This is a genomic window from Arthrobacter pigmenti (genome assembly GCF_011927905.1).
Classification (GTDB): Bacteria; Actinomycetota; Actinomycetes; order Actinomycetales; family Micrococcaceae; genus Arthrobacter_D; species Arthrobacter_D pigmenti.
On the sequence record NZ_JAATJL010000001.1, the window covers coordinates 1225868 to 1248266 of the forward strand.

Below are 22399 nucleotides of genomic sequence, written 5' to 3' on the forward strand. Positions count from 1 at the left end.
GAAACTCAGGGCACACTTACATCAAACCCTGTGGACCTCGGCTTGTGCCACTTCCCCCCGGGAACCAGAACGAGGAGGCAACACGTGAGTCCGAAAGGCGATGCCGGTACGGGTTCCAACGCGGCCGCTGCAGGTGCAGCCATACCGGTGAGTGCGCAGGGCCTGCTCTTCACCGAAGACCTCCCCGTTCTGGATGAGGACGCCGGCTACCGCGGCCCCACGGCCTGCAAGGCGGCAGGTATCACTTATCGTCAGCTCGATTACTGGGCCCGGACCGGCCTGGTGGAACCAGCCGTACGCGGTGCGTCAGGTTCAGGATCCCAACGCCTCTATGGTTTCCGGGACATCCTGGTCCTGAAAGTCGTCAAGCGCCTGCTGGATACCGGTGTCTCACTTCAGCAGATCAGAAGTGCGGTTGAGCATCTACGTGAGCGGGGGGTCGAGGACCTGGCGCAGATCACGCTGATGAGTGACGGTGCTTCCGTCTATGAGTGCACCTCGGCCGACGAAGTCATCGACCTCGTCCAGGGTGGACAGGGCGTGTTCGGAATCGCCGTCGGTCGCGTCTGGCGGGAGGTCGAGGGGAGCCTCGCTGCACTGCCAAGCGAGCACGCCGCAGACCAGGATTTCCCCGATGATGAGCTGAGCAAGCGGCGCGCGGCCCGAAAGATCGGCTGACGCCCCAGTCATATGCCCCGCCTTAGTGCGGGGCATTTTGCGTGCAACCCGCAATCAGTCCACTGATCGAGTCAGTAACAATCGCTAAAGTACCCGCGAAAGGTAGTCATTTCTGCTGGGTCGATGCGGGCCGGGGTTCAGACGGCAACTATCGGCGGGCCACCCGGCTGCGCATGCGTCCGGAGTCCAGAAGCGCACGAAGCAGATCGTCGAAGTAGCCCGCTGCCTGCTTCGCCGATTCGCCCGGCCAGTGATGGACCGCGTGAGCGGCGCCTTGAATCTGCTGCCAGTTGGCCTGCTCCGAAATGGTGGGGCTGAGCAGAAGGTCGCCGAACATCTGCTTCATCTCATTCAGCCGGAACGTGTGTTCGTTGGACCCTGTCCGGACCCGGTTGGCGACAATCCCCGCCGGTGTGAGGTTGGGGGCAAATTCGTTTTTGAATAGTTCGATGGCGCGCATGGTTCGTTCAGTCCCGGCGACGGAGAACAAACCAGGCTCAGCAACCAGCAGTACCCGGTTGCTCGCCGTCCATGCCATGCGGGTCAGACCATTCAGTGAGGGAGGGCAGTCCACCAGCACCAGCCGGTACCCCTCGACGCGTTCCAGCAGGGTGGCCAGACGCTTCAGGTCCCGCTTCCCGAGGTCCGGGCGGTCATAGATTCCGGAGTAGGAGGAGCCCATTGCGACGTCGAGCACGGGGGCAGCCTTATTGGAACTGCGTTTCTGCGCCGTGCCTACCCAACCGCTGGGGACGACATTCGAGGCGAGGTCGCCGCGGCGTGCATTCTTGAGCAGGCGCCCGATGTCCACCTGGCCGTCTGCCTGTACACCGAGTCCCGTAGTTGCGTCCGCGTGTGGGTCCAGATCGACTACAAGCGTGGGAATCCCGGCAGACAGTGCCGCGGACGCCAGTCCCAGGGTGACCGAGGTCTTGCCGACCCCACCTTTGAGGCTGCTGATGCTCACTACTTGCACTTGATGAACCAATACCTAACGTTTTGAGGTGCCATGTACCGCAGGGTCCAGTCTTCCGGATCGAAGTCGCCCGCCCACCTTCTCATCATAGGTGGACCCGTACGGCAGACGAACACGGCTCGGCGCCCACACCGAACACAGCGATGCTTAATTTCAGGAGCCAACCGTTACCAGCATGCGGACACGAATTACTGTGCGCCGATCGACAATATGTAGGCTGGGGACGCTAAGTTGTCGTTCCGTTGAACCCGCAAGGATGCAGGAGAGCAATGTTCTCGAAGATTCTGGTAGCTAACCGTGGCGAAATCGCCATTCGTGCGTTTAGGGCGGGCTACGAAACAGGCGCCAAGACAGTTGCGGTCTTCCCCTACGAGGACCGGAATTCCATCCACCGCCAGAAGGCGGATGAGGCCTACCTCATTGGGGAAAAGGGCCATCCGGTGCGTGCCTACCTGGATGTGGACGAAATCGTCCGTGTCGCCAAGGAAGCCGGGTGCGACGCGATCTACCCCGGTTACGGTTTCCTTTCCGAGAACCCGGGTCTGGCCCGCGCAGCAGCCGACGCCGGTATCACCTTCGTGGGTCCGCCGGCAGACGTGCTTGAGCTGGCCGGCCACAAGGTACGCGCGCTGGAAGCTGCGCGGAAAGCCGGCATTCCGGTACTGAAGTCCTCGAAGCCCAGCGCCGACCTTGAAGAACTCATCGCTGCTGCGGATGAAATCGGCTTTCCCATTTTCGCCAAGGCGGTTGCAGGCGGCGGCGGTCGCGGCATGCGCCGGGTGGACACCCGTGACGCGCTCCGGGAGGCACTGGAATCCGCGATGCGTGAGGCCGATTCGGCTTTCGGCGATCCAACGATGTTCCTCGAGCAGGCAGTACTGCGTCCACGGCACATCGAGGTTCAGATCCTGGCCGACGCCGAGGGCAACGTCATGCACCTGTTCGAGCGGGATTGCTCGCTGCAGCGCCGTCACCAGAAGGTCATCGAGATTGCCCCCGCGCCAAACCTTGACGAGGGCATCCGGCAGGCGCTCTACCGTGATGCCGTCGCGTTCGCGAAGGAACTCAAGTACGTGAACGCCGGAACGGTGGAGTTCCTGGTGGACACCGTCGGAGAGCGTGCTGGCCAGCATGTTTTCATCGAGATGAACCCGCGTATCCAGGTGGAGCACACGGTGACCGAGGAAGTCACCGACGTCGACCTCGTGCAGTCGCAGCTGCGGATCGCGGCCGGCGAGACTCTAGCGGACCTCGGCCTGTCACAGGAGACCGTCCACCTCAAGGGTGCCGCGCTCCAGAGCCGTATCACCACCGAAGATCCCGCCAACGGGTTCCGCCCCGATGTCGGAAAGATCACCGCTTACCGTTCGGCCGGCGGCGCCGGTGTGCGCCTCGACGGCGGAACTGTGTACGCGGGTGCGGAGATCAGTCCGCACTTCGACTCAATGCTGGTGAAGCTCACGTGTCGCGGACGCGACTACGAATCCGCTGTCCGCCGTGCCCGGCGCGCGCTCGCGGAATTCCGGGTCCGCGGTGTGTCCACGAACATCTCTTTCCTGCAGTCCGTGCTGGATGACCCTGCGTTCATCGCCGGTGATGTGGCGACGTCCTTCATCGACGAGCGTCCCGAACTATTGACCGCGCGCGTCCCGGCGGACCGGGGAACCAAGCTGCTGAACTGGCTGGCTGAGGTCACGGTGAACAAGCCGCATGGTGAGCTGACCGTGGAGTTGGACCCGGCGGAGAAGCTGCCGGTAATAGCTGACGAGGATTACCAGCCGGGCTCGCGGCAGCGGCTGCAGGAGCTCGGACCTGAGCGGTTCGCGGCCGAACTTCGGGCACAGACCGCACTGGCAGTCACTGACACAACGTTCCGCGATGCCCATCAGTCACTCCTGGCCACCCGTGTGCGCACCAGGGACCTGGTTGCTGCCGGCCGGGCAGTTTCCAGCCGTCTGCCCCAACTGCTTTCGGTTGAGGCGTGGGGCGGTGCCACCTACGACGTCGCGCTCCGGTTCCTCGGTGAGGATCCGTGGGAGCGCCTCGCCGCACTGCGGGCGGAAATGCCGAATGTCTGCCTGCAGATGCTGCTGCGCGGCCGCAACACGGTCGGGTACACCCCCTACCCCGAGGCCGTAGCCTCGGCCTTCGTGAAGGAGGCCGCTGCCACCGGTATTGACATCTTCCGCATCTTCGATGCGCTCAACGATGTCTCCCAGATGGAGCCGGCCATCCGCGCGGTCCGTGAGACCGGCACCGCGGTGGCGGAGGTGGCGCTCTGCTATACCTCCGACATGCTGGACCCCGAGGAGAAGCTTTACACCCTCGAGTACTACCTGGAGCTCGCGCAGCGGATTGTCGACGCCGGCGCGCACATCCTGGCGATCAAGGACATGGCCGGGCTGCTCCGTCCGGCCGCCGCAGCCAAGCTCGTGACGGCGCTGCGCGAACGGTTCGACCTGCCGGTGCACCTGCACACACATGACACCGCGGGCGGCCAGATGGCCACCCTGCTGGCCGCGTCGCACGCAGGGGTCGACGCCGTGGATGTCGCCAGTGCGTCACTGGCCGGCACCACCAGCCAGCCCTCGGCTTCGGCGCTGGTGGCCGCGCTGGCTCACACCGAACGTGACACCGGCATGTCCCTGGAAAACGTAAGCTCCCTGGAGCCGTACTGGGAAGCCGTTCGCCGCGTCTACGCACCCTTCGAGTCCGGACTTCCCGGACCCACAGGCCGTGTCTACCGGCACGAGATTCCCGGCGGGCAGCTCTCGAACTTGCGCCAGCAGGCCATTGCACTGGGCCTCGGTGAACGGTTCGAAGCCGTCGAGGACATGTACACGGCCGCTGACCGCATGCTTGGCCGCCTGGTTAAGGTCACGCCGTCGTCAAAGGTTGTCGGCGACCTCGCGCTCCAACTGGTCGGATCCAATGTCGACCCTGCAGCGTTCGAGGAGAACCCGCAGAACTTTGACATCCCGGATTCCGTGATCGGTTTCCTCAGCGGGGAGCTCGGAGACCCGCCGGGCGGCTGGCCGGAACCGTTCCGGACCAAAGCCCTCCAAGGCCGCACAGTGAAGGTCCGTGACGCGGAACTCAGCGACGAGGATCAGCAGGGTCTGGACGGGGACTCCGCAACCCGTCGAGCAACGCTGAACAGGCTGCTGTTCGCCGGACCCACTAAGGATTTCGAGACCACCCGGAACACCTACGGGGACGTCTCCGTGCTGGACACCCGCGATTACCTGTACGGCATGCAGCAGGGCAGCGAGCATGTCATCCCGCTGGAGAAGGGCGTCCGGCTGATCGCAACGCTTGAAGCTGTTTCCGACCCGGATGAGAAGGGCATGCGCACCGTGATGTGCACGCTCAACGGGCAGATGCGCCCCGTTGTTGTCCGCGACCGCAGCGTTCATACCGATGTGAAGGCCGCTGAGAAGGCCGACCCCGCTCAGCCAGGGCATGTCGCGGCCCCGTTTGCCGGCGCCGTGACCCTCGGGATTGCTGAGGGCGACACAGTCCAGGCTGGCGACACGGTTGCGACCATCGAGGCGATGAAGATGGAGGCGGGCATCACCACCACAGTCGGGGGCACAGTCAAACGGCTGGCCATCGGAGCGGTGGAACAGGTGCAGGGCGGAGACCTCCTGCTGGTCATCGACCCGGCCTGATCCCGCATGCACGCAGTGTGAAAGCCTGCGCTATCGTGATGCATAAGCTCAGCGTCAAGGCCCCGGAGCGAAGTCCTGGGCCGCTGGGCGCCAGTGCAGGCTGCGCATCCGCAGCGCGTCACCCGACCGTGAGGAACCATGGCCAACGAGAAGAAGTCGGCTACACCGTCCGCTGAGGACCAATCCCAGCAAGGACCAGACGAAGCTGTAGCCGGCGGGGATCAATCCGTTCCAGAGGCGTCGGAGTCGTCCAGGAACGCGGATGACTTCGGTGACGAGGCAGGTGCGCCGGAAGCGGAAGGTGCACAGGAAGCGGCGGGCGCGCCCAATGCAGAAGACGCTCCGGAAGCGACAGACGGCGAGCCCGCCGATGACGCTGAGCCCACCCTCAGTTCGGAAGGAAGCGAGCCGTACGTCGGCAATGCCTCCGAGGCGCAGGCAAACGGCCACTTCGTTGTCCAGGCGCCCCAGCCTGAGCGGTTGCCGCACATCGGCATAACCGCTGCAGCGGACGGACAGGTGCCGGGACAGCACCCCACTGAGGCGGCGGACCTGACCGTTGCCGACAGCGACATTCGGCTATCCGAGGATGACGAAGGTTCGGGCTGGATGCCGTCGCCCGGCCGCCGGCCGGAGACCGGTAGGTCTTCCGCAGGCATGGGCGGTGCTCCGGACCGTAGCGCACGGCGCGAGAAGGAAGAAGGCCCGGAGCCGGCGTCGTCGCTCACTGCCGACCGCCTGCTGGCTTCCCAGCAGCGCCCTCCGGTGGGCGGTTGGAGATTATGGCTGTATAAGGCCTCCTTCGGGTACCTCAATCTCGGAGACTCCGACGCCATCCGCATCCGGCGCGCCCTCGAGCACCGGATCAGCGTGCGGCTGGGGGAGCGGACCCGCTACGTTCCGGTCCTCTCGCGCAAGGGCGGAGTCGGTAAGACCACGGTCACCACGCTGCTGGGCATGGCGCTTGCCGATATCCGCGAGGACCGCATCATCGCGATGGACGCCAACCCTGACCGCGGCACGCTCTCGGACCGTTCGCCGGGCAGGGCTGAGTACACCGCCCGCCAGCTGGTGCAGAACCGCTTCATGGTGGATTCCTTCGCTCAGCTTTCCAGCTATGTAGCGCGGGACGGTTCGCGGCTGCACGTGCTCGCCTCGGATACGGATCCCACGGTTGCACAGGCTTTCGACGACGCCGACTACCGGGCGGTGACGGACATCCTCGGGCGGTACTACTCGATCGTGCTCACCGACTCCGGAACCGGAATGGTCCATTCGGTGATGAAGGGCACACTGGAGAAGGCCGACGCCGTGGTGCTTGTGTCCGGTGGAAGCGTCGACGAGGCCCGCCTGGCTTCCGAGACCCTCTCGTGGCTTGAGGCGCATGGTCGCCACGACCTCGTTGCGAAGGCGATCGTGGTCATCAACATGTCCTCGGGCAGCCGCACCGAGGTCAACGTCAACGAGATCGAAGAGCACTTCCGCTCCCGCGTCGGTACGGTGATCCGCATCCCGTATGACCGGCATCTGGCCGAGGGATCACGGGTTGACCTGGCTAAACTGCAACCGCGCACGCGGGACGCCGTAACGGAACTTGCAGCCCTCGTCGTCGACCAGCTGCACTGATCCGCATGACGCACTATGATCTGGCCATCATTGGCTCAGGCTCAGGCAACACGCTGATCACGCCGGAATGGGACGGCAAGAAAATCGCCATCATCGAAGGCGGCACATTCGGTGGTACCTGCCTCAACGTCGGCTGCATTCCCACCAAGATGTTCGTCTACCCGGCGGAGTTGGCGCGCGCCGCGACCGACGCCGGCAGGCTTGGCGTGGACGTTCAACTCACCGGAGTGCGCTGGGAGGCCCTACGGGACCGTATCTTCACCCGGATCGACAGCATCTCGGAGGCGGGGCGTACTTACCGAGGTGCTGAACTGGAGGACGTGGACCTCTATGAGGAGGAGGTGCGGTTCACCGGCGACCGAACGCTGAAGACTGCGTCAGGAGAAGTAATCTCCGCCGACCAGGTGGTGATAGCGGCCGGTTCACGCGCCGTCGTTCCGGACATTCCCGGGCTTGACCTGCCGCAGGTACACACCTCGGACACAGTCATGCGCCTGACGGAGCAGCCCCGCCGGATGCTGATCATCGGCGGGGGATACATTGCCGCTGAGTTCGCGCACATCTTCTCCTCGTTGGGAACCGATGTCACGCTCGCCGTCCGGTCGGAATTCATGCTGCGCAGCCTCGATGACACCGTGTCGGAGCAGTTCACCGAGAGTGCGCGTGCCCAGTGGAAGCTGCTCACCGGGCACCAGGTGTCCCGGGTTAGCAGCAACGGCGACGGATCCGTTACGGCGGATCTTGCCGGGCCGGATGGCACCGCGCTGCAGGTTGAGGCCGACGTCGTTCTGGTCGCGACCGGTCGAAAGCCGAACAGCGACAGGACCGGGGCAGCGGAGGTCGGTTTCGACCTGGCTGAGGACGGCAGGGTGGAAGTCGACGTGTTCCAAAGGGTTCTCCGGCGCGGCCAGCCTGTCGAAGGAGTGTGGGCGCTCGGCGATGTCTCGAGTCCGTTCCAGCTCAAGCATGTAGCCAACCACGAGGCTCGTGTGGTGACGCACAACCTGCTGCATCCCGACGCCCTGCATGCGAGCGACCACCGGTACGTGCCGGCGGCTGTCTTCACACGCCCCCAAATCGCCACCGTCGGCCTCACCGAGGAGCAGGCACTCGAACGGGCGGAGAGAACCGGGTCGAAGGCCCTTGTGGCGGTGCAGCAGTACGGTTCGACGGCGTATGGCTGGGCTATGGAAGACACCACCGGATTTGTGAAGCTCATCGCAGAGGAAGACACCGGGACTATTCTCGGTGCGCACATCATGGGTCAGGATGCATCGAACCTGATCCAGCCGGTCATCCAGGCAATGCACTTCGGGCTGGACGCTTTCACCATGGCGCGCGGACAATACTGGATTCACCCGGCGCTCACCGAGGTGGTGGAGAACGCCCTGCTTTCGCTGAAGACGCCCTCCACCGGGGGTTAGCCGACCCGCGGAGCCTTCGGCTGGACGTAGATTTCCTCAACGAGCGCCGAATAGTCCTTGAGGACCTGCGCCCGCTTGATCTTCATCGAAGGCGTGAGATGGCCGCTGGCCTCGGTGAAGTCCCGTTCGACAATCCGGAACACCTTGACGGCCTCGGCCTGCGACACGGATTCATTGGCGTGGTCCACCAGCGCCTGAATTTCGGCCTGTACCGCCGAATGCCGGGCTGCTTCGGCCACAGTGGTCCCTGCCGGTAGGTGGTGCCGCTCCAGCCAGCCCGGCAGCGCTTCTTCATCCAGGGTGATCAGTGCCGAAATGTACGGCCGCTGATCCCCCAGGACCACGCACTGCGACACAAGCGCATTGGCGCGGATCGTGTCTTCGAGCTGGGCAGGGATGACGTTCTTTCCACCGGCGGTGACGATGATTTCCTTCTTGCGCCCCGTGATCCGGAGGAACCCGTCGTCATCCAGTTGGCCGATGTCACCCGTGTGGAACCAGCCGTCCGTGAACGCCTCCTCGGTCAGATCAGGCCGCTTGAAATAGCCCTTCAGCACGCAGACGCCCTTGGTGAGGATCTCGCCGTCGTCGGCTATCTTGACGGCGTTGCCTGGCAGAGGAGCGCCGACGGTGCCGATCTTGATCTTCTGCGGGGTGTTCACGGCGATCGGAGCAGTGGTTTCGGTGAGCCCGTAGCCCTCCAGCACCATGAGGCCGATTCCGTGGAAGAAATGCCCGAGGCGGTCGCCAAGTGGAGCTCCGCCTGACACGGCGTGCTGCACCCTCCCACCCATGGCCGTGCGGATTTTTCCGTACAGCAGGCGGTCGAACAGCGCGTGCTTGGCCTTCAGCGCGAACGGCACCTTCCCGGCCTGCTCCGCCTTGGACCAGGCAATGGCAACGTCAGCGCCCGCGTGGAAGATTTTGCCCTTCCCGCCGTCCTCCGCCTTGAGCATGGAGTTGTTGTAGACCTTTTCGAAGACGCGCGGTACAGCGAGGATGAAGGTGGGCTTGTAGCTCTGCAGATCCGGGAGTAGGTTCTTGACGTCGGGGGTGTGAGCAACGGTTGCGCCGGCAGCGACGCACAGCACCGATATGAACCGGGCGAAGACGTGCGCGAGCGGCAGGAACATGATGGTCTGCGCGCCCTCATGAGCCACCTCGGGCAGGGCCGCGGCAGCGTTCTCAGAGAGCTCGACGAAGTTGCCGTGCGTAAGCTCGCACCCCTTGGGCTTCCCCGTGGTTCCGGAGGTGTAGATGATGGTGGCGACGTCGTCGAGACCGGCGATGAGCCGCCGTTCCTCGAGCGCCGCGTCATCAATGTCGGCTCCTGCCGCCCTCAGCGGGTCCAGGCCGTTGCCGTCGAACTGCCAGACGTGCTTGAAAGCATCCAGACCTTCAGTAGTTACTGCCTGACGCACCACGTTCTCATGCCGTCCGGACTCGACGAATGCGGCGACTGCGCCGGAATCACCGAGAATCCACCCGACCTGCGACGGGGAGGAAGTCTCATACACCGGAACGGACACGGCACCGGCGAACCAGATCGCGAAGTCCACCAGCGACCACTCGTAGCGGGTACGGGCCATGATCGCGACCCGGTCCCCAGCTTGCACACCCGAAGCCATCAGCCCCTTCGCCAAGGCACGGACATCGGAGAGGAAAGCAGTTGCGCTCACGTCGGACCACTGACCGGAATCGTCCTTCGTGGCAAACAGGGCAGGGTTGCTGGCTTTCTCGGCCTGCTTCACGACGAGGTGCGTGGTGTTGCTGTCCCGGGGGACCTGCACTTTGGCCGGAACGCTGAATTCGCGCACGGGAATCTCCTTTGATTTTCGTCACATCCTGCGAGATTTCCCTAGCCTATAGCTTTTCCGCGCGTTCTTACTCTCCAGTAATGTACGAATCGGTAACGGTGTCAGGGTCGGCACGGCACAGCGCGTTCCCATGACGACGGCGGGAGGTCCAGACCGGATGAAAGCGGAACCAACAGGCAGCGTGCCGCCGCAGAAGCTTCGCGATCCCTTCGGAAATCATCGGCGTCCACAACCGCCATTGATGCCGGGGACCGCCCGCTACGCACCAAGGCCTCTGCGCGGCCGCGGGCTTGCCATCGGCATTGACATCGGCGGGACCAAGGTCGCGGCCGGTGTGGTGGATCCCGACGGCGTGATCGTCGCCTCCGCGAGACGGGAGACCCCGGGGCAGGATCCCCGCAGGGTCGAAACCGTGATTGTGGACCTCGTTCGTGAACTGGGACGCGGACGGCGTATCCGCTCGGTGGGAATAGGCGCCGCCGGCTGGATGGACCTTGACAACGGGACGGTCCTGTTCAGCCCTCATCTGGCATGGCGTAACGAACCGCTGCGGGCGAACCTCGAGAAGCTGCTTCGCCGCCGGGTCACCGTGCTCAACGATGCTGACGCGGCGGCCTGGGCTGAGTGGCGGTTCGGTGCAGGGCGCGGCGAACCTCGCCTGGTCTGCATCACTTTGGGCACCGGGATCGGGGGCGCGATGATTACGGACGGCGTCCTCGAACGTGGTCGCCACGGGGTAGCGGGCGAATTTGGGCATCAGATCATCGTCCCCAACGGGCACCGGTGTGAATGCGGAAATCGTGGGTGCTGGGAACAGTACGCTTCCGGCAACGCGCTGGGACGCGAAGCACGCGAGCTGGCTACTGCGAACTCGCCTGTGGCCCAGTCGATGCTCCGCGAGGTGCATGGTCAGGCGGAGTCGATAACCGGGGCCGTTGTCACCCGGCTCGCCCTGCAGGGGGACCCTGCATGTCGGGAACTTATAGACGACGTCGGGCAGTGGCTTGGACTGGGCATCGCCAACCTGGCGGCAGCGCTTGATCCGGGCACATTCGTGATCGGCGGCGGGCTCGGCGCTGCCGGCAGCCTGCTGATCGACCCTGCACGCCGGTCGTTCGAACGCAATCTCACCGGACGCGGCTTCCGCCCGGCAGCGGTCATTACGACGGCGGCGCTCGGCCCGGAAGCCGGGCTGGTCGGGGCCGCGGATCTCTCACGCATCAGGTCCGGGCCGTTACTTCGGCGCGGCTATGGTGCCGCGCCTGTTGCACGTCGGGGCGAACGCAGGTGACCACGTAGTTGTGAGGCAGAAGGCTCAGACCGCCGCGCCGTCGTCGTCGTAATCCCGTGTTTTTGGGAGCCGGAAGATCAGGAAGACCACGCTCGCAATGAATATCGCAACGACCCCGAGCATCACGGAGGTGGGTGCAGAGCGCCAGAACATTGCAATCAGCAGCAGGGAAACAGGACCTCCCACCGCCCCGAGCCACGCCAGGACCACCAACGGATCCCCAACGCCCAGCGCGGGAGGCTCGGGAGGCTGGTAGGTGTCCTCTTCCTCTTCCTCGACGGGGGAGTAATCGCGGGGGCCGGTTACGGCGGCTCCGGCTTGGCCCTCGAAGATTGCGCGCACCCGTTCATCCGGCGACCTGGAGTCAGCCGGGGAGCCGGCTTCGGGCAATTCGCTGCTGGGAGTTTCCTCCAGCCGAGCCACCAGATCCTGCCACACGGCGTCGTCGGTGGACTCATTCGGGTCCTGGGCTCGGGGACTCATGCGCTGGTACCTGCCGTCACGTGCTCGATGAATGCTGCGGAGCGCTCAAAGATGAGCTCCTGGTCGTGGTCCATGGTGGCCACGTGGTAGCTGTTCTCCAACCGTACTATCTCCAGGTCCGGGCTGCCGATGTGCTGTTGAAGAACATCGAGGCTGCTCTCCGGCACGATCGCGTCCACATTCGACCTGAACACCAGCGTAGGAGCGGTGACCTGCGGCAGTCGCAGGGTGGTGTCACGGAACAGCTGTGAAAGCTGGTGGACGGCAGCAACCGGCGTGCGGGTATAGGCACGTTCATCGATGCCTTCCTTCTTGATGTCATTACCGATCGCCGGGACGGATCTCAGCAGGTACTTCAACAGCCCTGCATAACGGGCCCGCTGATCCGCGATGGTCAGCCCGGGATTGACGACGACGACGCCGGCTACCGGCTCCAGCGCCGCCAACCTGAGGGCAAGGGCGCCGCCCATTGACAATCCGGCGACCACGACGTCGTCGCTCTGCCGTGCCAGGTCCCGGTACGAGGTTTCAATCTCCTCATACCACCGCCGCCACGGTGTGCGCGCAAGTTCCTGCCACGTGGTTCCGTGTCCCGGCAACAACGGGAGGCGCACCGCGAACCCCTGGTCCGCGAGGTATCTCGCCCACTCCAGGAGGCTCACCGTCGAACCGGTGAAACCATGACTGAGCAGCACACCGGTACGCGCGCGTGCGCCCGCACCGCGGGAGGAGAACGCAGCGATCTCCGAAGGATCCGTCATGAACCCCATGGTGTCACCGCCGCACCTCCGCTGCCAGTGACACCCAGCACAAAGGGCACCCGTAGAGTAATGTTCCAAGAAGCCCGTTGGCGGACACACGACTATGGTTGGCCTGTACTGTCCGCGCACGCGGCGTAATGAGGAACGCCCACGCAGGAAGGCTGGCAGAGTGTTCTACTGGATCATGAAGCGGATCATCGTCGGTCCACTTGTGAATCTGCTGTTCAGGCCCTGGGTCAAGGGGATGGACAACATTCCGTCAACCGGCGCAGCAGTGCTGGTGAGCAATCACCTTTCCTTCTCGGACTCGATTTTCCTGCCCCTGTCTGTACCGCGTCCGGTGGTGTTCCTCGCCAAGTCCGAGTACTTCACGGGGCGGGGAGTGAAGGGGAAACTTACTGCCGCCTTCTTCCGGCTGACCAACCAGTTGCCGATGGACCGCTCTGGCGGCGCCGCGTCAGCCACATCGCTGTCGGCCGGCGAAGAGGTGCTTCGGTCGGGCGGCCTCCTCGGCATCTACCCGGAAGGGACCCGCAGCCCCGACGGGCGTCTCTATCGCGGCAAGACCGGCGTTGCCAAGCTCATCCTCGCAACCGGTGTTCCGGTCATTCCGGTAGCGATGATCGGTACGGATAAGGTCCAGCCGATCGGCCGCAGGATACCCAACATCCGCCGGATCGGCATCATCGTGGGGGAACCGTTGGACTTCCGCAGATACGCCGGACTGGGAGAAGACCGCTTCGTTCAACGCTCGGTCACCGATGAAATCATGTATGAACTCATGCGGCTCTCCGGCCAGGAGTACGTTGATGTGTATGCCAGCAGCGTGAAGGAGCGTCTCGCGAATGCGAAGTCGGCGGGCAAGAAGGCGCCCCGCGCGGTGGACCCAAAGCGCAGGGCCGCCGTCCGGCTGGAGGGCTCCTCCGGAAGCGAGGCCGTTCCGCCCTCGAACTCCGCGTTGCCGCCGAGCGTTGAGGGGCCATTGCCCGGCGAGATTCGCACCATCGGCCGCCCGATGGACAAGCCGTCCCCGGCCGCAGAGCAGTCCGGCGCAGCGCCGGACGAGGAGGGCGGCCAGAACAGTCGCGCTATGTGACGGGATCGGCCCTGCTGCGTGACACCTCTTTCCGTGGGCGTCCAGCCTAACGAGTAGGCTTAAGCGGTGACCGAAACAACTGTGACCCCTGCTACCACCCCCTCATCCACCGATCACGGGTTGGACAACTGGCGGGAGTTGGCGATTTCGCAACAGCCCAGTTGGCAGGACGCCGCGGTGCACCAGTCCGCGTTGAAGGAATTGTCCACGCTTCCCCCATTGGTCTTCGCGGGCGAGGTTGACGTACTGCGCGGGCGGCTCGCCGATGCCGCGCAGGGTAAGGCATTCCTGCTTCAGGGAGGGGATTGCGCTGAAACCTTCGACGGAGCTACGGCCGACCGAATCAGCGCCCGCGTAAAGACCATCCTGCAGATGGCTGTTGTGCTCACCTACGGCGCGTCCCTGCCTGTAATCAAGATGGGACGCATGGCCGGGCAGTTCGCGAAGCCCCGCTCATCCAATGACGAAACCCGTGAAGGCGTCACCCTCCCCGCCTACCGTGGCGACATGGTGAACGGGTACGAGTTCACTCCCGAGAGCCGGGGACACGACGCCTCCCGCATGGTGCGGGCCTATCACACCTCAGCCTCCACCCTGAACCTCATCCGGGCGTTCACGCAGGGCGGCTTCGCCGATCTACGTCTGGTTCATCACTGGAACAAGGGATTCACCGCCAATCCGGCGCACTCACGCTACGAATCATTGGCCCGCGAAATAGACCGGGCAGTCCACTTCATGGAAGCCTGTGGAGCGGACTTCGACGCACTGACGCGCGTGGAATTTTTTGCCAGCCATGAAGCACTCCTGCTGGACTACGAGCGGGCGCTCACCCGGACTGATTCCCGCACTGGCCTGCCGTACGACACGTCTGCGCACTTCCTCTGGATCGGTGAACGCACCAGGGACATTGACAGCGCGCACATCGACTTTCTTTCCAGGGTCCGCAACCCGATCGGCGTGAAGCTTGGCCCGGGCACATCCCCGGATGACGCATTGGCGCTGATCGACAAGCTCGATCCGAACCGCGAACCAGGCCGGCTGACCTTCATCACGCGGATGGGGGCCAAGAACATCCGCGAGAAGCTGCCTGAACTTGTTTCCCGGGTGACGGACTCCGGCGCACAGGTGCTCTGGGTGACAGACCCGATGCACGGCAACACTGTGACCTCGCCAAACGGTTACAAGACGCGCAACTTCGATGACGTCATGGACGAAGTTCGTGGATTCTTTGAGGTCCACAGCTCACTGGGGACGTTCCCCGGCGGTCTGCACGTTGAAATGACGGGCGACGACGTCGCCGAGTGCCTGGGCGGGGCGGATCCTGTGGACCAGGAGGCCTTCCTTGAACGGTATGAGTCCGTGTGCGACCCCCGGCTCAATCACATGCAGTCCCTCGAAATGGCGTTCCTGGTGGCCGGGGCACTCTCCCGGCGCTGACCTGAGGAAAAGTCATCAGGGGCGAACCTGCGTGCACCTGGTTCAGTTGTTCAGGTCACCGTAATGGTTACGGTGGAACCTTCCGGATGTTCGCCGGTCAGGTCCTGGCCGGCGACGAGGCCCAGCACTGAACTGCCGAATGCGTAGTTCACCTCGACGTTGAAACCGGCTGCTTCCAGCTTCTCGATCGCCACCGTTTCGGGGTCGGAGAAGACGTCCGGTACCATCACAATGCGCGGGCCTGCCGAGATGGTGAGTGAAACAGCCTGGCCGCGGGTCAGCTGGCCATCGGCAGGACTTTGGGTCAGTACGGATCCCGCCGGAACGTCGACGTCGTTAATCTGTTCTTCGGCGATTTCCGCGGCGAGGCCGGCCGCCTCGAGTAAAGCCACCGCTTCATCCTGGGGCAGGCCCAGTACTGAGGGAACATCGACCGGTTCCGGCCCTTGGGAGACTGTCAGGTTGACGACCGTCCCTGCCTGCAGTTGAACGCTGACTGCGGGATCAGATGCGATGACCACTCCCGTCGGGACGCTATCGCTGAACTCGCGTGTCACCTCGCCCACTCCGAACCCAGCTGCAACCAGCGCACCAGCTGCAGCCGCTTCTGAAAGGCCAACGGTTTCGGGAACGGCAAACAGTTCGGGGCCCAGCGAGACGAGTAGCTGCACACCTTCCCAGCGCCGGATCTCCGTGCTTGCCGCAGGCTCGCTGCTGATGACAAGCCCTTCGTCCACGGAATCGGAATAGACTTCCTCTGCCGTGGAGGACAGACCCGCCTCTGTCAGCAACGCCTGGGCGGCGGTGACAGGGCGGCTGGACACATCCGGAACAGCCACGAGTGCGCCCGGCCCCACACCGAAAAACCAGCCTGCGGCTGCGGCGAGGAAGACGAGTAGCGCGAGGAGGAGGATCAGGAGCACATTCCGGCGTCCCCTGTTGCCCGGACGAAGCGTCTTTTCCGGCCGCTGCGCTGCCCGCGCCTGTTCCTTCTGATATGCCTTGAAATCCCGGCGCGCCAACTTCTCCCGCGCAGCTGCGTCAAGCTGGCGCTCGGGCACCGAGCCGGCCATCGGCGTCGAGCCGATCACCGTGGTTGCATTCGAGTCACCGCGAAGAACGGTGGTGGGGGAGCCCTGCGCCGTGACCACTTCCGTGAGATGGGACTGGCTGTCCACCACCTCGGTGTACTGCACTCCCGCGTCCATGACCTCGGTGTGGTTGGCTGGCTGGGGGTGACGCACGGAGTGCGGCGCTCCACCTGCACTGGGCGCAGAAGACTGCTGGTCATGACCGAAATCGAGTTCCGCGTCACTGAGCGTGGTGCGGATGTGGCGCAGCTCGCCCAGCAGCGCATTGCCGTCGATAGGGCGTTCTTCCGGATCCACCGCGGTGCACCAGAGCACGAGTTCGTCGAGGTCTTCGGCAAGGCCGGGCACCATGGCGGAAGGTGCTGGGACTCGAGAATTCACGTGCTGGAAGGCCACCTGGATGGGTGCTTCCCCATGATAGGGCTGGGTGCCGGTAAGCAGTTCGAACAGCATGATGCCCGCTGAATAGATGTCGCTGCGCGCATCCGCTGCTCCTCCGGACACCAGTTCGGGCGGAAGGTAGGCAGCTGTTCCCACCAAGGTTCCGGTGTTGGTGCCCGCGGACACGGCACGGGCAAGGCCGAAGTCCGCAATCTTGATGCTCCCGCGCTCCGCCAGGAGCACGTTCTCGGGCTTCACATCCCGGTGAATAAGCCCGGCGTCATGTGCTGCCGCGAGGCCTTCCACCACCGGGTCGAGCATCGCGAGCGCCTGGCGCGGTGTCAGGTGTCCACGTTCCCGGAGCAGGTCCCGCAGGGTGCGGCCCGGCACATACTCCATAACGAGGTACGCGATGCTGTGCTCCGGGCCTTCTTCGACTCCCTGGTCAAGAACACCGACGACGTGCGGGTGCGACAGCCGGGCTGCGGACTTCGCTTCACGCTCAAAACGCTCAAGGAACCGGTCATCCTCCGCCAGATGGGGGTAGAGCACCTTCAGCGCGACATCCCGTTCCAGTCGCTGATCGGTGGCGAGGTAGACCGTAGACATGCCCCCTCGCGCAAGGCGTGAATGAACCTTGTATCTACCGTCAACAACGGTATCCACCAATGGGTCCTTCAGCCGCTCGCGCACCCTTCGATACTAAGTGAAACAGCGGCCGGTGCGGACACCAACACAGTGTTGGCGTCCGTGCCGGCCGCTGTCCTGCGGCTGGACGGAGCGGAGGCTCAGCGGAAGTTCTTCTGATGCGCCTTGATTGCGGCCACATAATTCTTGGTGTCAGCGAACATGCCGTGGGTCTGAACCGAATATTGGCCCTGGTAGTAGGAAGCGATCGCATCGTCCAGGTTGGGGCTGGTGCGGATCAGCGCGCGGATGATCGCAACGCCGGCAGTTGCGTTGTCATACGGATCCAGGAGGTTCAGTTTGCGCCCCACCAGATCGGAGGCCCACTCGCCCGACATCGGAATGACCTGCATGGCTCCGATCGCATTGGCGGGGGAGACTGCCCGCTGGTTGAATCCGGACTCCTGGTAGGAGAACGCGAGGGCGAGGCTGGGATCAACGCCCATGTTCCGTGCGGTGTCCGCGACGATGGCTTGCATCTGCGCCTGTGAGGGAACCGGCAACCCATTGAGGGTGTGCTTGTTCTTGTTCGCCTCAGCCACGACTGCGTCCGGGTAGGTGTAGTGGAGGAAAGTGTTCGGGACCAGGTCCGCGGGCTTCTCCTCCGGTTTGGCCTTGGCAGCGCCGGGGATTGTGAGCTTTTTGCCGGGGTGGATGATCGTGGTGGCAGTGAGCTTGTTGGCCGAGAGCAAAGCGCTCAGGCTGATACCGTGCCGGGCAGCGATGGCACCGAGCGTGTCGCCGGCCCTGATTGTGTACTGGCCGCCGGATGGCTGGGCAGGCGCTGGCTTCTTGGCGGGCGGAGTGGACTGGACGGCTACGCTCGAGCCGGCTCCCAGCTTGATCTTCTGTCCGGGATGAATGATTGAGTTCATCGACAGCCCGTTTGCCGAGAGTACGGTGCCGAGGCTGACACCGTGGCGTGCGGCGATTGCGCCCAGGGTGTCTCCCGGCTTGACAGTGTAGGTCTCCGCTGGACTTTCTGTGGACGGCTTGGGCGCTGCTGGCTTGGGTGCAGCTGGCTTGGGTGCGGGCGCGGGCGTAGCCGCACCCCCGACCCTGATTTTCTGTCCGGGATGGATGATGGAGCTCATCGAGAGTCCGTTGGCCTGAAGTACCGAGCCCAGGCTCACGTTGTGCCGGGCCGCAATACCGCCGAGGGTATCGCCGGGTTTCACCGTATAGGTGCCCGCGGGTGTGTTGGCTTCGGCGGACTCCTTCTTCGGAGCCGTGGGCGTGCTCGGCGATCCGCTGAGCTTGATCTTCTGGCCGGGATGAATGATCGAGCTGATATTCAGCCCGTTCAGCTTCAGCACGTCATGCATCTTCAGCCCATGGCGCGTGGCGATGCCGCTGATCGTGTCACCGGAACGAACAACGTAAGTCGCGGGGGTGCTCTGCATCGGCATGACCCGCGGAACCTGACTGGCGACAAGCGCTGCGGGCACGAGCGCTGCGTTTGGCCCCTTGATAACCGGCATGTATTTGAGCGGCTGGTAGGCCGTGTGGCTCGGCGCCGGAGCTGCGGCGGCCGGCGCAGCAGCGAGGGCTACCGATGACAGCACGACGGCGGGGATCGCCGCGGTTGAAACCGCGATGTTGATCCCGCGGTTCTTTGATGGCTGGTTGCAGGCGGCGGATGCGTTCAGCGGCGATGACGGGCGCTGGGCGGTCATGTCTGGTCCTCATCTATGTTGGCGGGCTGGCCCGCGCGTGGGAGGGCAGGAGCGCCAGTCGATGCCGCCGTGATCCCCTTGCCCCATGGTGCAGTTGAGACACAAGTTGTTAGTGTTACTCATGTGACTTATGTGAATCTACACCATTTGTCGCATACCACAACAGTTACTTTTCGCCAGATATTTGGCCTCCTCCGGCGTGTTGGCAGCGTGGCTGGAGTCGCGGGTATCCGCGTGGCACGCTTAAGGGGTGGATACCCTTGAGAATCTCGTTCCCGACTGGCTCCCGCTGCCCGACGTCGCAGAGGCCCTGGACCTGTCTGTCACGAAGGTGCACGGATTGCTGAATGAGCGCGCGCTTGTTGCCGTGCGCGTCACTGACCGCGGAATCAGGTCCGTTCCGGCCGAGTTCATTGTCGACGGTCACGTGCTGGAGAGCCTCAAGGGAACCATTGCGGTTCTGGGCGACTCAGGTTTCACTGACGAGGAAATCATTCGCTGGCTCTACACAGAAGACGATTCCCTTCCGGGTAGGCCAATTGACGCTCTGAAGGAAGGCCGCAAGACGGAGATTCGCCGTCGTGCCCAGTCGCTCGCCTGGTAATTGTTTACGGCGTATGTCAGCGGGCGGGTGTCCCTAAGAAACCCGAACAATGGCAGCAGTAGCCAGTGATGAGAGCGCCTCGCGGCACAGCGGGTCGAGGTCCAAGCTGTCCAGGGCACTGGAGCTGGCAGCGGCCCGTTCGGCGATGAGCGCCTCCACCTCGTCCCGTGCCCCCGACCGGTCAATGATGGTGCGGAGGGTCACCACCTCAGCGTCAGTAAGCCCGGAACGCCCGAGGCCCGTGTTGAGGGCAGCGCGATCTGCCGGGTCACAGTGTTGGAGGGCCTTGGCTATAAGCACGGTCCGCTTGCCTTCACGCAGGTCGTCTCCCGCGGGCTTTCCGGTCATCTCGGGATCGCCGTAAACCCCGAGGAGGTCATCCCGCAGCTGGAACGCTTCCCCGAGCGGAAGGGCAAATGCTGAGTATCCGGCCAGGACTGACTCAGGCGCACCGGCCAGCGCCCCGCCGATGCGCAGCGGATGCTCGGTCGAGTACTTGGCGGATTTGAAGCGCACGATGGTGAGGGCGCGTTCGACGGCGTCCCCGGCTTCCCTGGCCGGCCCTACGGCCTCCTCAAGCAGGTCGAGATACTGGCCCGCCATCACTTCGGTTCTCATAAGGTTGAAGATGGAGCGCGCGCGGCCCGCTCCGCCGGGCACGCCTGGGATGCCAGCGAACGCCTCTTCGCTGAGGGAAAGGCACAGGTCACCGGCCAGGATGGCCGCAGCAGCGCCGAAACGCTCCGGGTCGAGGCGCCATCCGCCGTCGATATGGCGGGCCTCGAAGCGCCTGTGTACGCTTGGCGCTCCCCGCCTGAAGTCTGAGCGGTCAATGATGTCGTCGTGGATGAGCGCCGCAGCCTGGAACAACTCAAGCGCCATGCCCGCGGTGATTATGCCGGCGTCGTCGTCTGCTCCTCCCGCGCCCCGCCACCCCCAGTAGCACAGCAACGGACGCAGCTTCTTGCCGCCGGTTGTCAGGTCCTCGATCGCGTCGACCAGTCCGATGCTGTCCTGGGCGATGGAGCCGAGAACTGTGCGCTGGGTTGAAAAGAATTCGCGGCTGGCCGTGGCGAGATTCTGCCTGAACCGGTCCTGCTCCACCTGGACGGCTGATGGTGTCAAAGGCGTCCCGGCAGTCATGGATCCAAGCCTAACGGTAGGGTCCCGGCGCGAGCGCCAGCGAGTGCTGGGGGGCCGTTAGGCGCTAACGGTAGGGTCCCGGCGCGAGCGCCAGCGAGTGCTGGGGGGCCGTTAGGCGCTAACGGTAGGGTCCCGGCGGGAGTGTCAGCCGGCGGCGCAGCATCGAGGCATAGGATGGGCTCATGCCCGCTCGTTCCGACCTCGCGGGAATCGAGGACGCGGACTGCACGATCCTGCACGTGGATATGGACGCGTTTTACGTGTCGGTTGAGCTCTTGTCCCGTCCGGAGCTTCGGGGGAAGGCTGTCATTGCCGGATCGCCGTCCGGACGTTCTGTAGTGCTTTCGGCGTCCTACGAGGCGAGACGTTTCGGTGTGCGCTCGGCCATGCCAATGTCGACCGCCATGCGCTTATGCCCGCATGCGGTGATTCTGGAGCCGCATCACAACCGGTATGCCGAGGTTTCCGCTTCGGTGATGGAGATTTTTGGAACCATCACACCCCTCGTGGAACAGCTCAGCGTCGATGAGGCCTTCCTCGACGTGACGGGTTCGATCAGGCGGCTTGGCCCGCCGCGCACAATCGGCGAGGAGATCCGCGCGAGAATCAGCCGGGAGCTCGGCATCACGGCAAGCGTCGGAATCGCCTCAACCAAGTTCGTTGCCAAGATCGCTTCAACGCGCGCGAAGCCGGACGGTCTGCTGCTCATTCCTGCGGCCCGCACGGTGGAGTATCTGCATACGCTGCCGGTGTCTGCGCTCTGGGGTGTCGGGGCCAAGACGCAGGAGGTGCTGGCAAGGCTCGGTATTTCGACGGTGGAGGATGTGGCTCGCACGCCGGTGTCTGTGCTTCAACGCCTTCTTGGGGTTTCCGGAACCCACGTCCACCAGCTCGCCTGGGGTAAGGATCCGAGACCGGTGACGGTTACCCGCCAGGAGAAGAGTATTGGTGCTGAGGAGACGTTCGCGGCGGACGTGGCCGACGACGACACCCTGCGGGCCGAACTGCTTCGGCTCTCCCACCGCACCGCTTCCCGGCTGCGGGCAGCGCATCTGCGTACGGGGGGCATTTCCCTCAAGCTGCGGTATGCCGACTTCTCCACGCTGACACGCTCGCGGAGGCTGGCGGAACCGGTGGACAGTGCACATGCGCTCTATGGTGCGGCATGCCTCCTCCTGGCTTCCCTTGGCGTGCGGCCGATGAGTGTGCGGCTGATCGGTATTCGTGCCGAGCGGCTGGAAACAGGGGACGACGGCGCGCACCAACTCACGATCGATCGCAGGGACGACAACTGGCGCGTTGCCGAGGAGACGCTCGATAAGGTGAAGGGAAAATTCGGGGCCTCGGTGATCATGCCGGCGCGGCTGTTGGACCGGCGTACGCCGGAAGGCGGTGAGAGCAGCTGATCCGCGGTCACATCGCCGATTTCGCGCAGAAGTAAGGCGCTCCACTTCAAATCTCCGGCTTTCGCTGGACGGCATTGCAATCTATCCTTATTACAAGGGGGCGAACCAGGTGTTGGCCCCACTCGAATCAGCAGGCTGGCGCCATTGGCGG

At 64.2% G+C, this 22399-nt stretch carries 17 protein-coding genes; 10 read left to right on the top strand and 7 right to left on the bottom strand.

Features of this window, described 5'->3' with window-relative positions; genetic code table 11:
- Positions 1 to 84 precede the first annotated feature (84 nt).
- A complete protein-coding gene (locus BJ994_RS05690) occupies positions 85 to 678 on the top strand; it encodes a MerR family transcriptional regulator (protein WP_167992375.1) in 594 nt (197 codons plus the stop codon).
- A 148-nt stretch (positions 679 to 826) separates the two neighbouring features.
- Here the strand turns inward: BJ994_RS05690 and BJ994_RS05695 are convergent, their stop codons facing one another.
- Complete coding sequence (locus BJ994_RS05695; protein ID WP_167992378.1) at positions 827 to 1654, bottom strand: AAA family ATPase; 828 nt, start codon at positions 1652 to 1654, stop codon at positions 827 to 829.
- Positions 1655 to 1923: 269 nt separating this feature from the next.
- On the opposite strand from BJ994_RS05695, the gene BJ994_RS05700 reads away from it, so the two are divergent.
- From BJ994_RS05700 to BJ994_RS05710, 3 genes are all read left to right on the top strand, one after another.
- Entirely contained in the window at positions 1924 to 5325 is a 3402-nt protein-coding gene (locus BJ994_RS05700) for a pyruvate carboxylase (RefSeq protein ID WP_167992380.1), read from the top strand.
- Positions 5326 to 5463: 138 nt separating this feature from the next.
- Entirely contained in the window at positions 5464 to 6951 is a 1488-nt protein-coding gene (locus BJ994_RS18105) for a MinD/ParA family ATP-binding protein (protein WP_245192258.1), read from the top strand.
- A gap of 5 nt (positions 6952 to 6956) precedes the next feature.
- The gene (locus BJ994_RS05710; RefSeq protein ID WP_167992382.1) at positions 6957 to 8375 is read left to right on the top strand and encodes a mycothione reductase; all 1419 of its coding nucleotides are present in this window, start codon (positions 6957 to 6959) and stop codon (positions 8373 to 8375) included.
- On the opposite strand, the gene BJ994_RS05715 is transcribed toward BJ994_RS05710, so the two are convergent.
- On the bottom strand, positions 8372 to 10192 hold the full coding sequence (locus BJ994_RS05715; protein ID WP_167992385.1) for an AMP-binding protein: 1821 nt from the start codon (positions 10190 to 10192) through the stop codon (positions 8372 to 8374). The genes BJ994_RS05710 and BJ994_RS05715 overlap by 4 nt on opposite strands.
- A gap of 241 nt (positions 10193 to 10433) precedes the next feature.
- Between BJ994_RS05715 and BJ994_RS05720 the strand changes: the two genes are divergently transcribed.
- Entirely contained in the window at positions 10434 to 11483 is a 1050-nt protein-coding gene (locus tag BJ994_RS05720) for an ROK family glucokinase (protein WP_167995877.1), read from the top strand.
- Between the two features lie 24 nt (positions 11484 to 11507).
- On the opposite strand, the gene BJ994_RS05725 is transcribed toward BJ994_RS05720, so the two are convergent.
- Positions 11508 to 11966, bottom strand: a complete 459-nt coding sequence (locus BJ994_RS05725; protein WP_167992388.1) for a hypothetical protein — start codon at positions 11964 to 11966, stop codon at positions 11508 to 11510.
- On the bottom strand, positions 11963 to 12727 hold the full coding sequence (locus tag BJ994_RS05730; RefSeq protein WP_167992390.1) for an alpha/beta hydrolase: 765 nt from the start codon (positions 12725 to 12727) through the stop codon (positions 11963 to 11965). Before BJ994_RS05730 ends, BJ994_RS05725 begins: the two co-directional genes overlap by 4 nt.
- A gap of 169 nt (positions 12728 to 12896) precedes the next feature.
- Between BJ994_RS05730 and BJ994_RS05735 the strand changes: the two genes are divergently transcribed.
- Together BJ994_RS05735 and BJ994_RS05740 are read left to right on the top strand one after the other, a co-directional pair.
- Positions 12897 to 13823 carry a 1-acyl-sn-glycerol-3-phosphate acyltransferase gene (locus BJ994_RS05735; protein ID WP_167992392.1) on the top strand — a complete coding sequence of 309 codons (927 nt, stop codon included), beginning with the start codon at positions 12897 to 12899 and terminating at the stop codon, positions 13821 to 13823.
- Between the two features lie 66 nt (positions 13824 to 13889).
- Positions 13890 to 15260 (top strand): class II 3-deoxy-7-phosphoheptulonate synthase, encoded by a 1371-nt coding sequence (locus BJ994_RS05740; protein ID WP_167992395.1) that lies wholly within the window; start codon positions 13890 to 13892, stop codon positions 15258 to 15260.
- A 50-nt stretch (positions 15261 to 15310) separates the two neighbouring features.
- Here the strand turns inward: BJ994_RS05740 and pknB are convergent, their stop codons facing one another.
- On the bottom strand, positions 15311 to 17341 hold the full coding sequence (gene pknB, locus BJ994_RS05745) for a Stk1 family PASTA domain-containing Ser/Thr kinase (protein WP_245192259.1): 2031 nt from the start codon (positions 17339 to 17341) through the stop codon (positions 15311 to 15313).
- A gap of 21 nt (positions 17342 to 17362) precedes the next feature.
- Between pknB and BJ994_RS05750 the strand changes: the two genes are divergently transcribed.
- Complete coding sequence (locus BJ994_RS05750) at positions 17363 to 17539, top strand: hypothetical protein (protein ID WP_167990072.1); 177 nt, start codon at positions 17363 to 17365, stop codon at positions 17537 to 17539.
- On the opposite strand, the gene BJ994_RS05755 is transcribed toward BJ994_RS05750, so the two are convergent.
- Entirely contained in the window at positions 17521 to 19095 is a 1575-nt protein-coding gene (locus BJ994_RS05755; RefSeq protein WP_167992399.1) for a lytic transglycosylase domain-containing protein, read from the bottom strand. The two genes, BJ994_RS05750 and BJ994_RS05755, sit on opposite strands and share 19 nt — an antisense overlap.
- Positions 19096 to 19345: 250 nt before the next feature.
- Between BJ994_RS05755 and BJ994_RS05760 the strand changes: the two genes are divergently transcribed.
- Positions 19346 to 19699 carry an Rv2175c family DNA-binding protein gene (locus BJ994_RS05760; protein ID WP_167992401.1) on the top strand — a complete coding sequence of 118 codons (354 nt, stop codon included), beginning with the start codon at positions 19346 to 19348 and terminating at the stop codon, positions 19697 to 19699.
- 33 nt (positions 19700 to 19732) lie between these two features.
- Here BJ994_RS05760 and BJ994_RS05765 read toward each other — a convergent pair whose 3' ends face one another.
- A complete protein-coding gene (locus BJ994_RS05765; RefSeq protein ID WP_167992403.1) occupies positions 19733 to 20842 on the bottom strand; it encodes a polyprenyl synthetase family protein in 1110 nt (369 codons plus the stop codon).
- Positions 20843 to 21024: 182 nt separating this feature from the next.
- Between BJ994_RS05765 and dinB the strand changes: the two genes are divergently transcribed.
- Complete coding sequence (dinB, locus tag BJ994_RS05770) at positions 21025 to 22248, top strand: DNA polymerase IV (protein WP_167992413.1); 1224 nt, start codon at positions 21025 to 21027, stop codon at positions 22246 to 22248.
- Positions 22249 to 22399: the final 151 nt, after the last annotated feature.

Bases quoted from the DNA above. Each gene is read 5' to 3' on its own strand.
- BJ994_RS05700 (WP_167992380.1), top strand. From the start codon at position 1,924: ATGTTCTCGAAGATTCTGGTAGCTAACCGTGGCGAAATCGCCATTCGT.
- BJ994_RS18105 (WP_245192258.1), top strand. From the start codon at position 5,464: ATGGCCAACGAGAAGAAGTCGGCTACACCGTCCGCTGAGGACCAATCC.
- BJ994_RS05710 (WP_167992382.1), top strand. From the start codon at position 6,957: ATGACGCACTATGATCTGGCCATCATTGGCTCAGGCTCAGGCAACACG.
- BJ994_RS05720 (WP_167995877.1), top strand. From the start codon at position 10,434: ATGCCGGGGACCGCCCGCTACGCACCAAGGCCTCTGCGCGGCCGCGGG.
- BJ994_RS05725 (WP_167992388.1), bottom strand. From the start codon at position 11,966: ATGAGTCCCCGAGCCCAGGACCCGAATGAGTCCACCGACGACGCCGTG.
- BJ994_RS05730 (WP_167992390.1), bottom strand. From the start codon at position 12,727: ATGACGGATCCTTCGGAGATCGCTGCGTTCTCCTCCCGCGGTGCGGGC.
- pknB (WP_245192259.1), bottom strand. From the start codon at position 17,341: ATGTCTACGGTCTACCTCGCCACCGATCAGCGACTGGAACGGGATGTC.
- BJ994_RS05750 (WP_167990072.1), top strand. From the start codon at position 17,363: ATGAACCTTGTATCTACCGTCAACAACGGTATCCACCAATGGGTCCTT.
- BJ994_RS05755 (WP_167992399.1), bottom strand. From the start codon at position 19,095: ATGACCGCCCAGCGCCCGTCATCGCCGCTGAACGCATCCGCCGCCTGC.
- BJ994_RS05765 (WP_167992403.1), bottom strand. From the start codon at position 20,842: ATGACTGCCGGGACGCCTTTGACACCATCAGCCGTCCAGGTGGAGCAG.
- dinB (WP_167992413.1), top strand. From the start codon at position 21,025: ATGCCCGCTCGTTCCGACCTCGCGGGAATCGAGGACGCGGACTGCACG.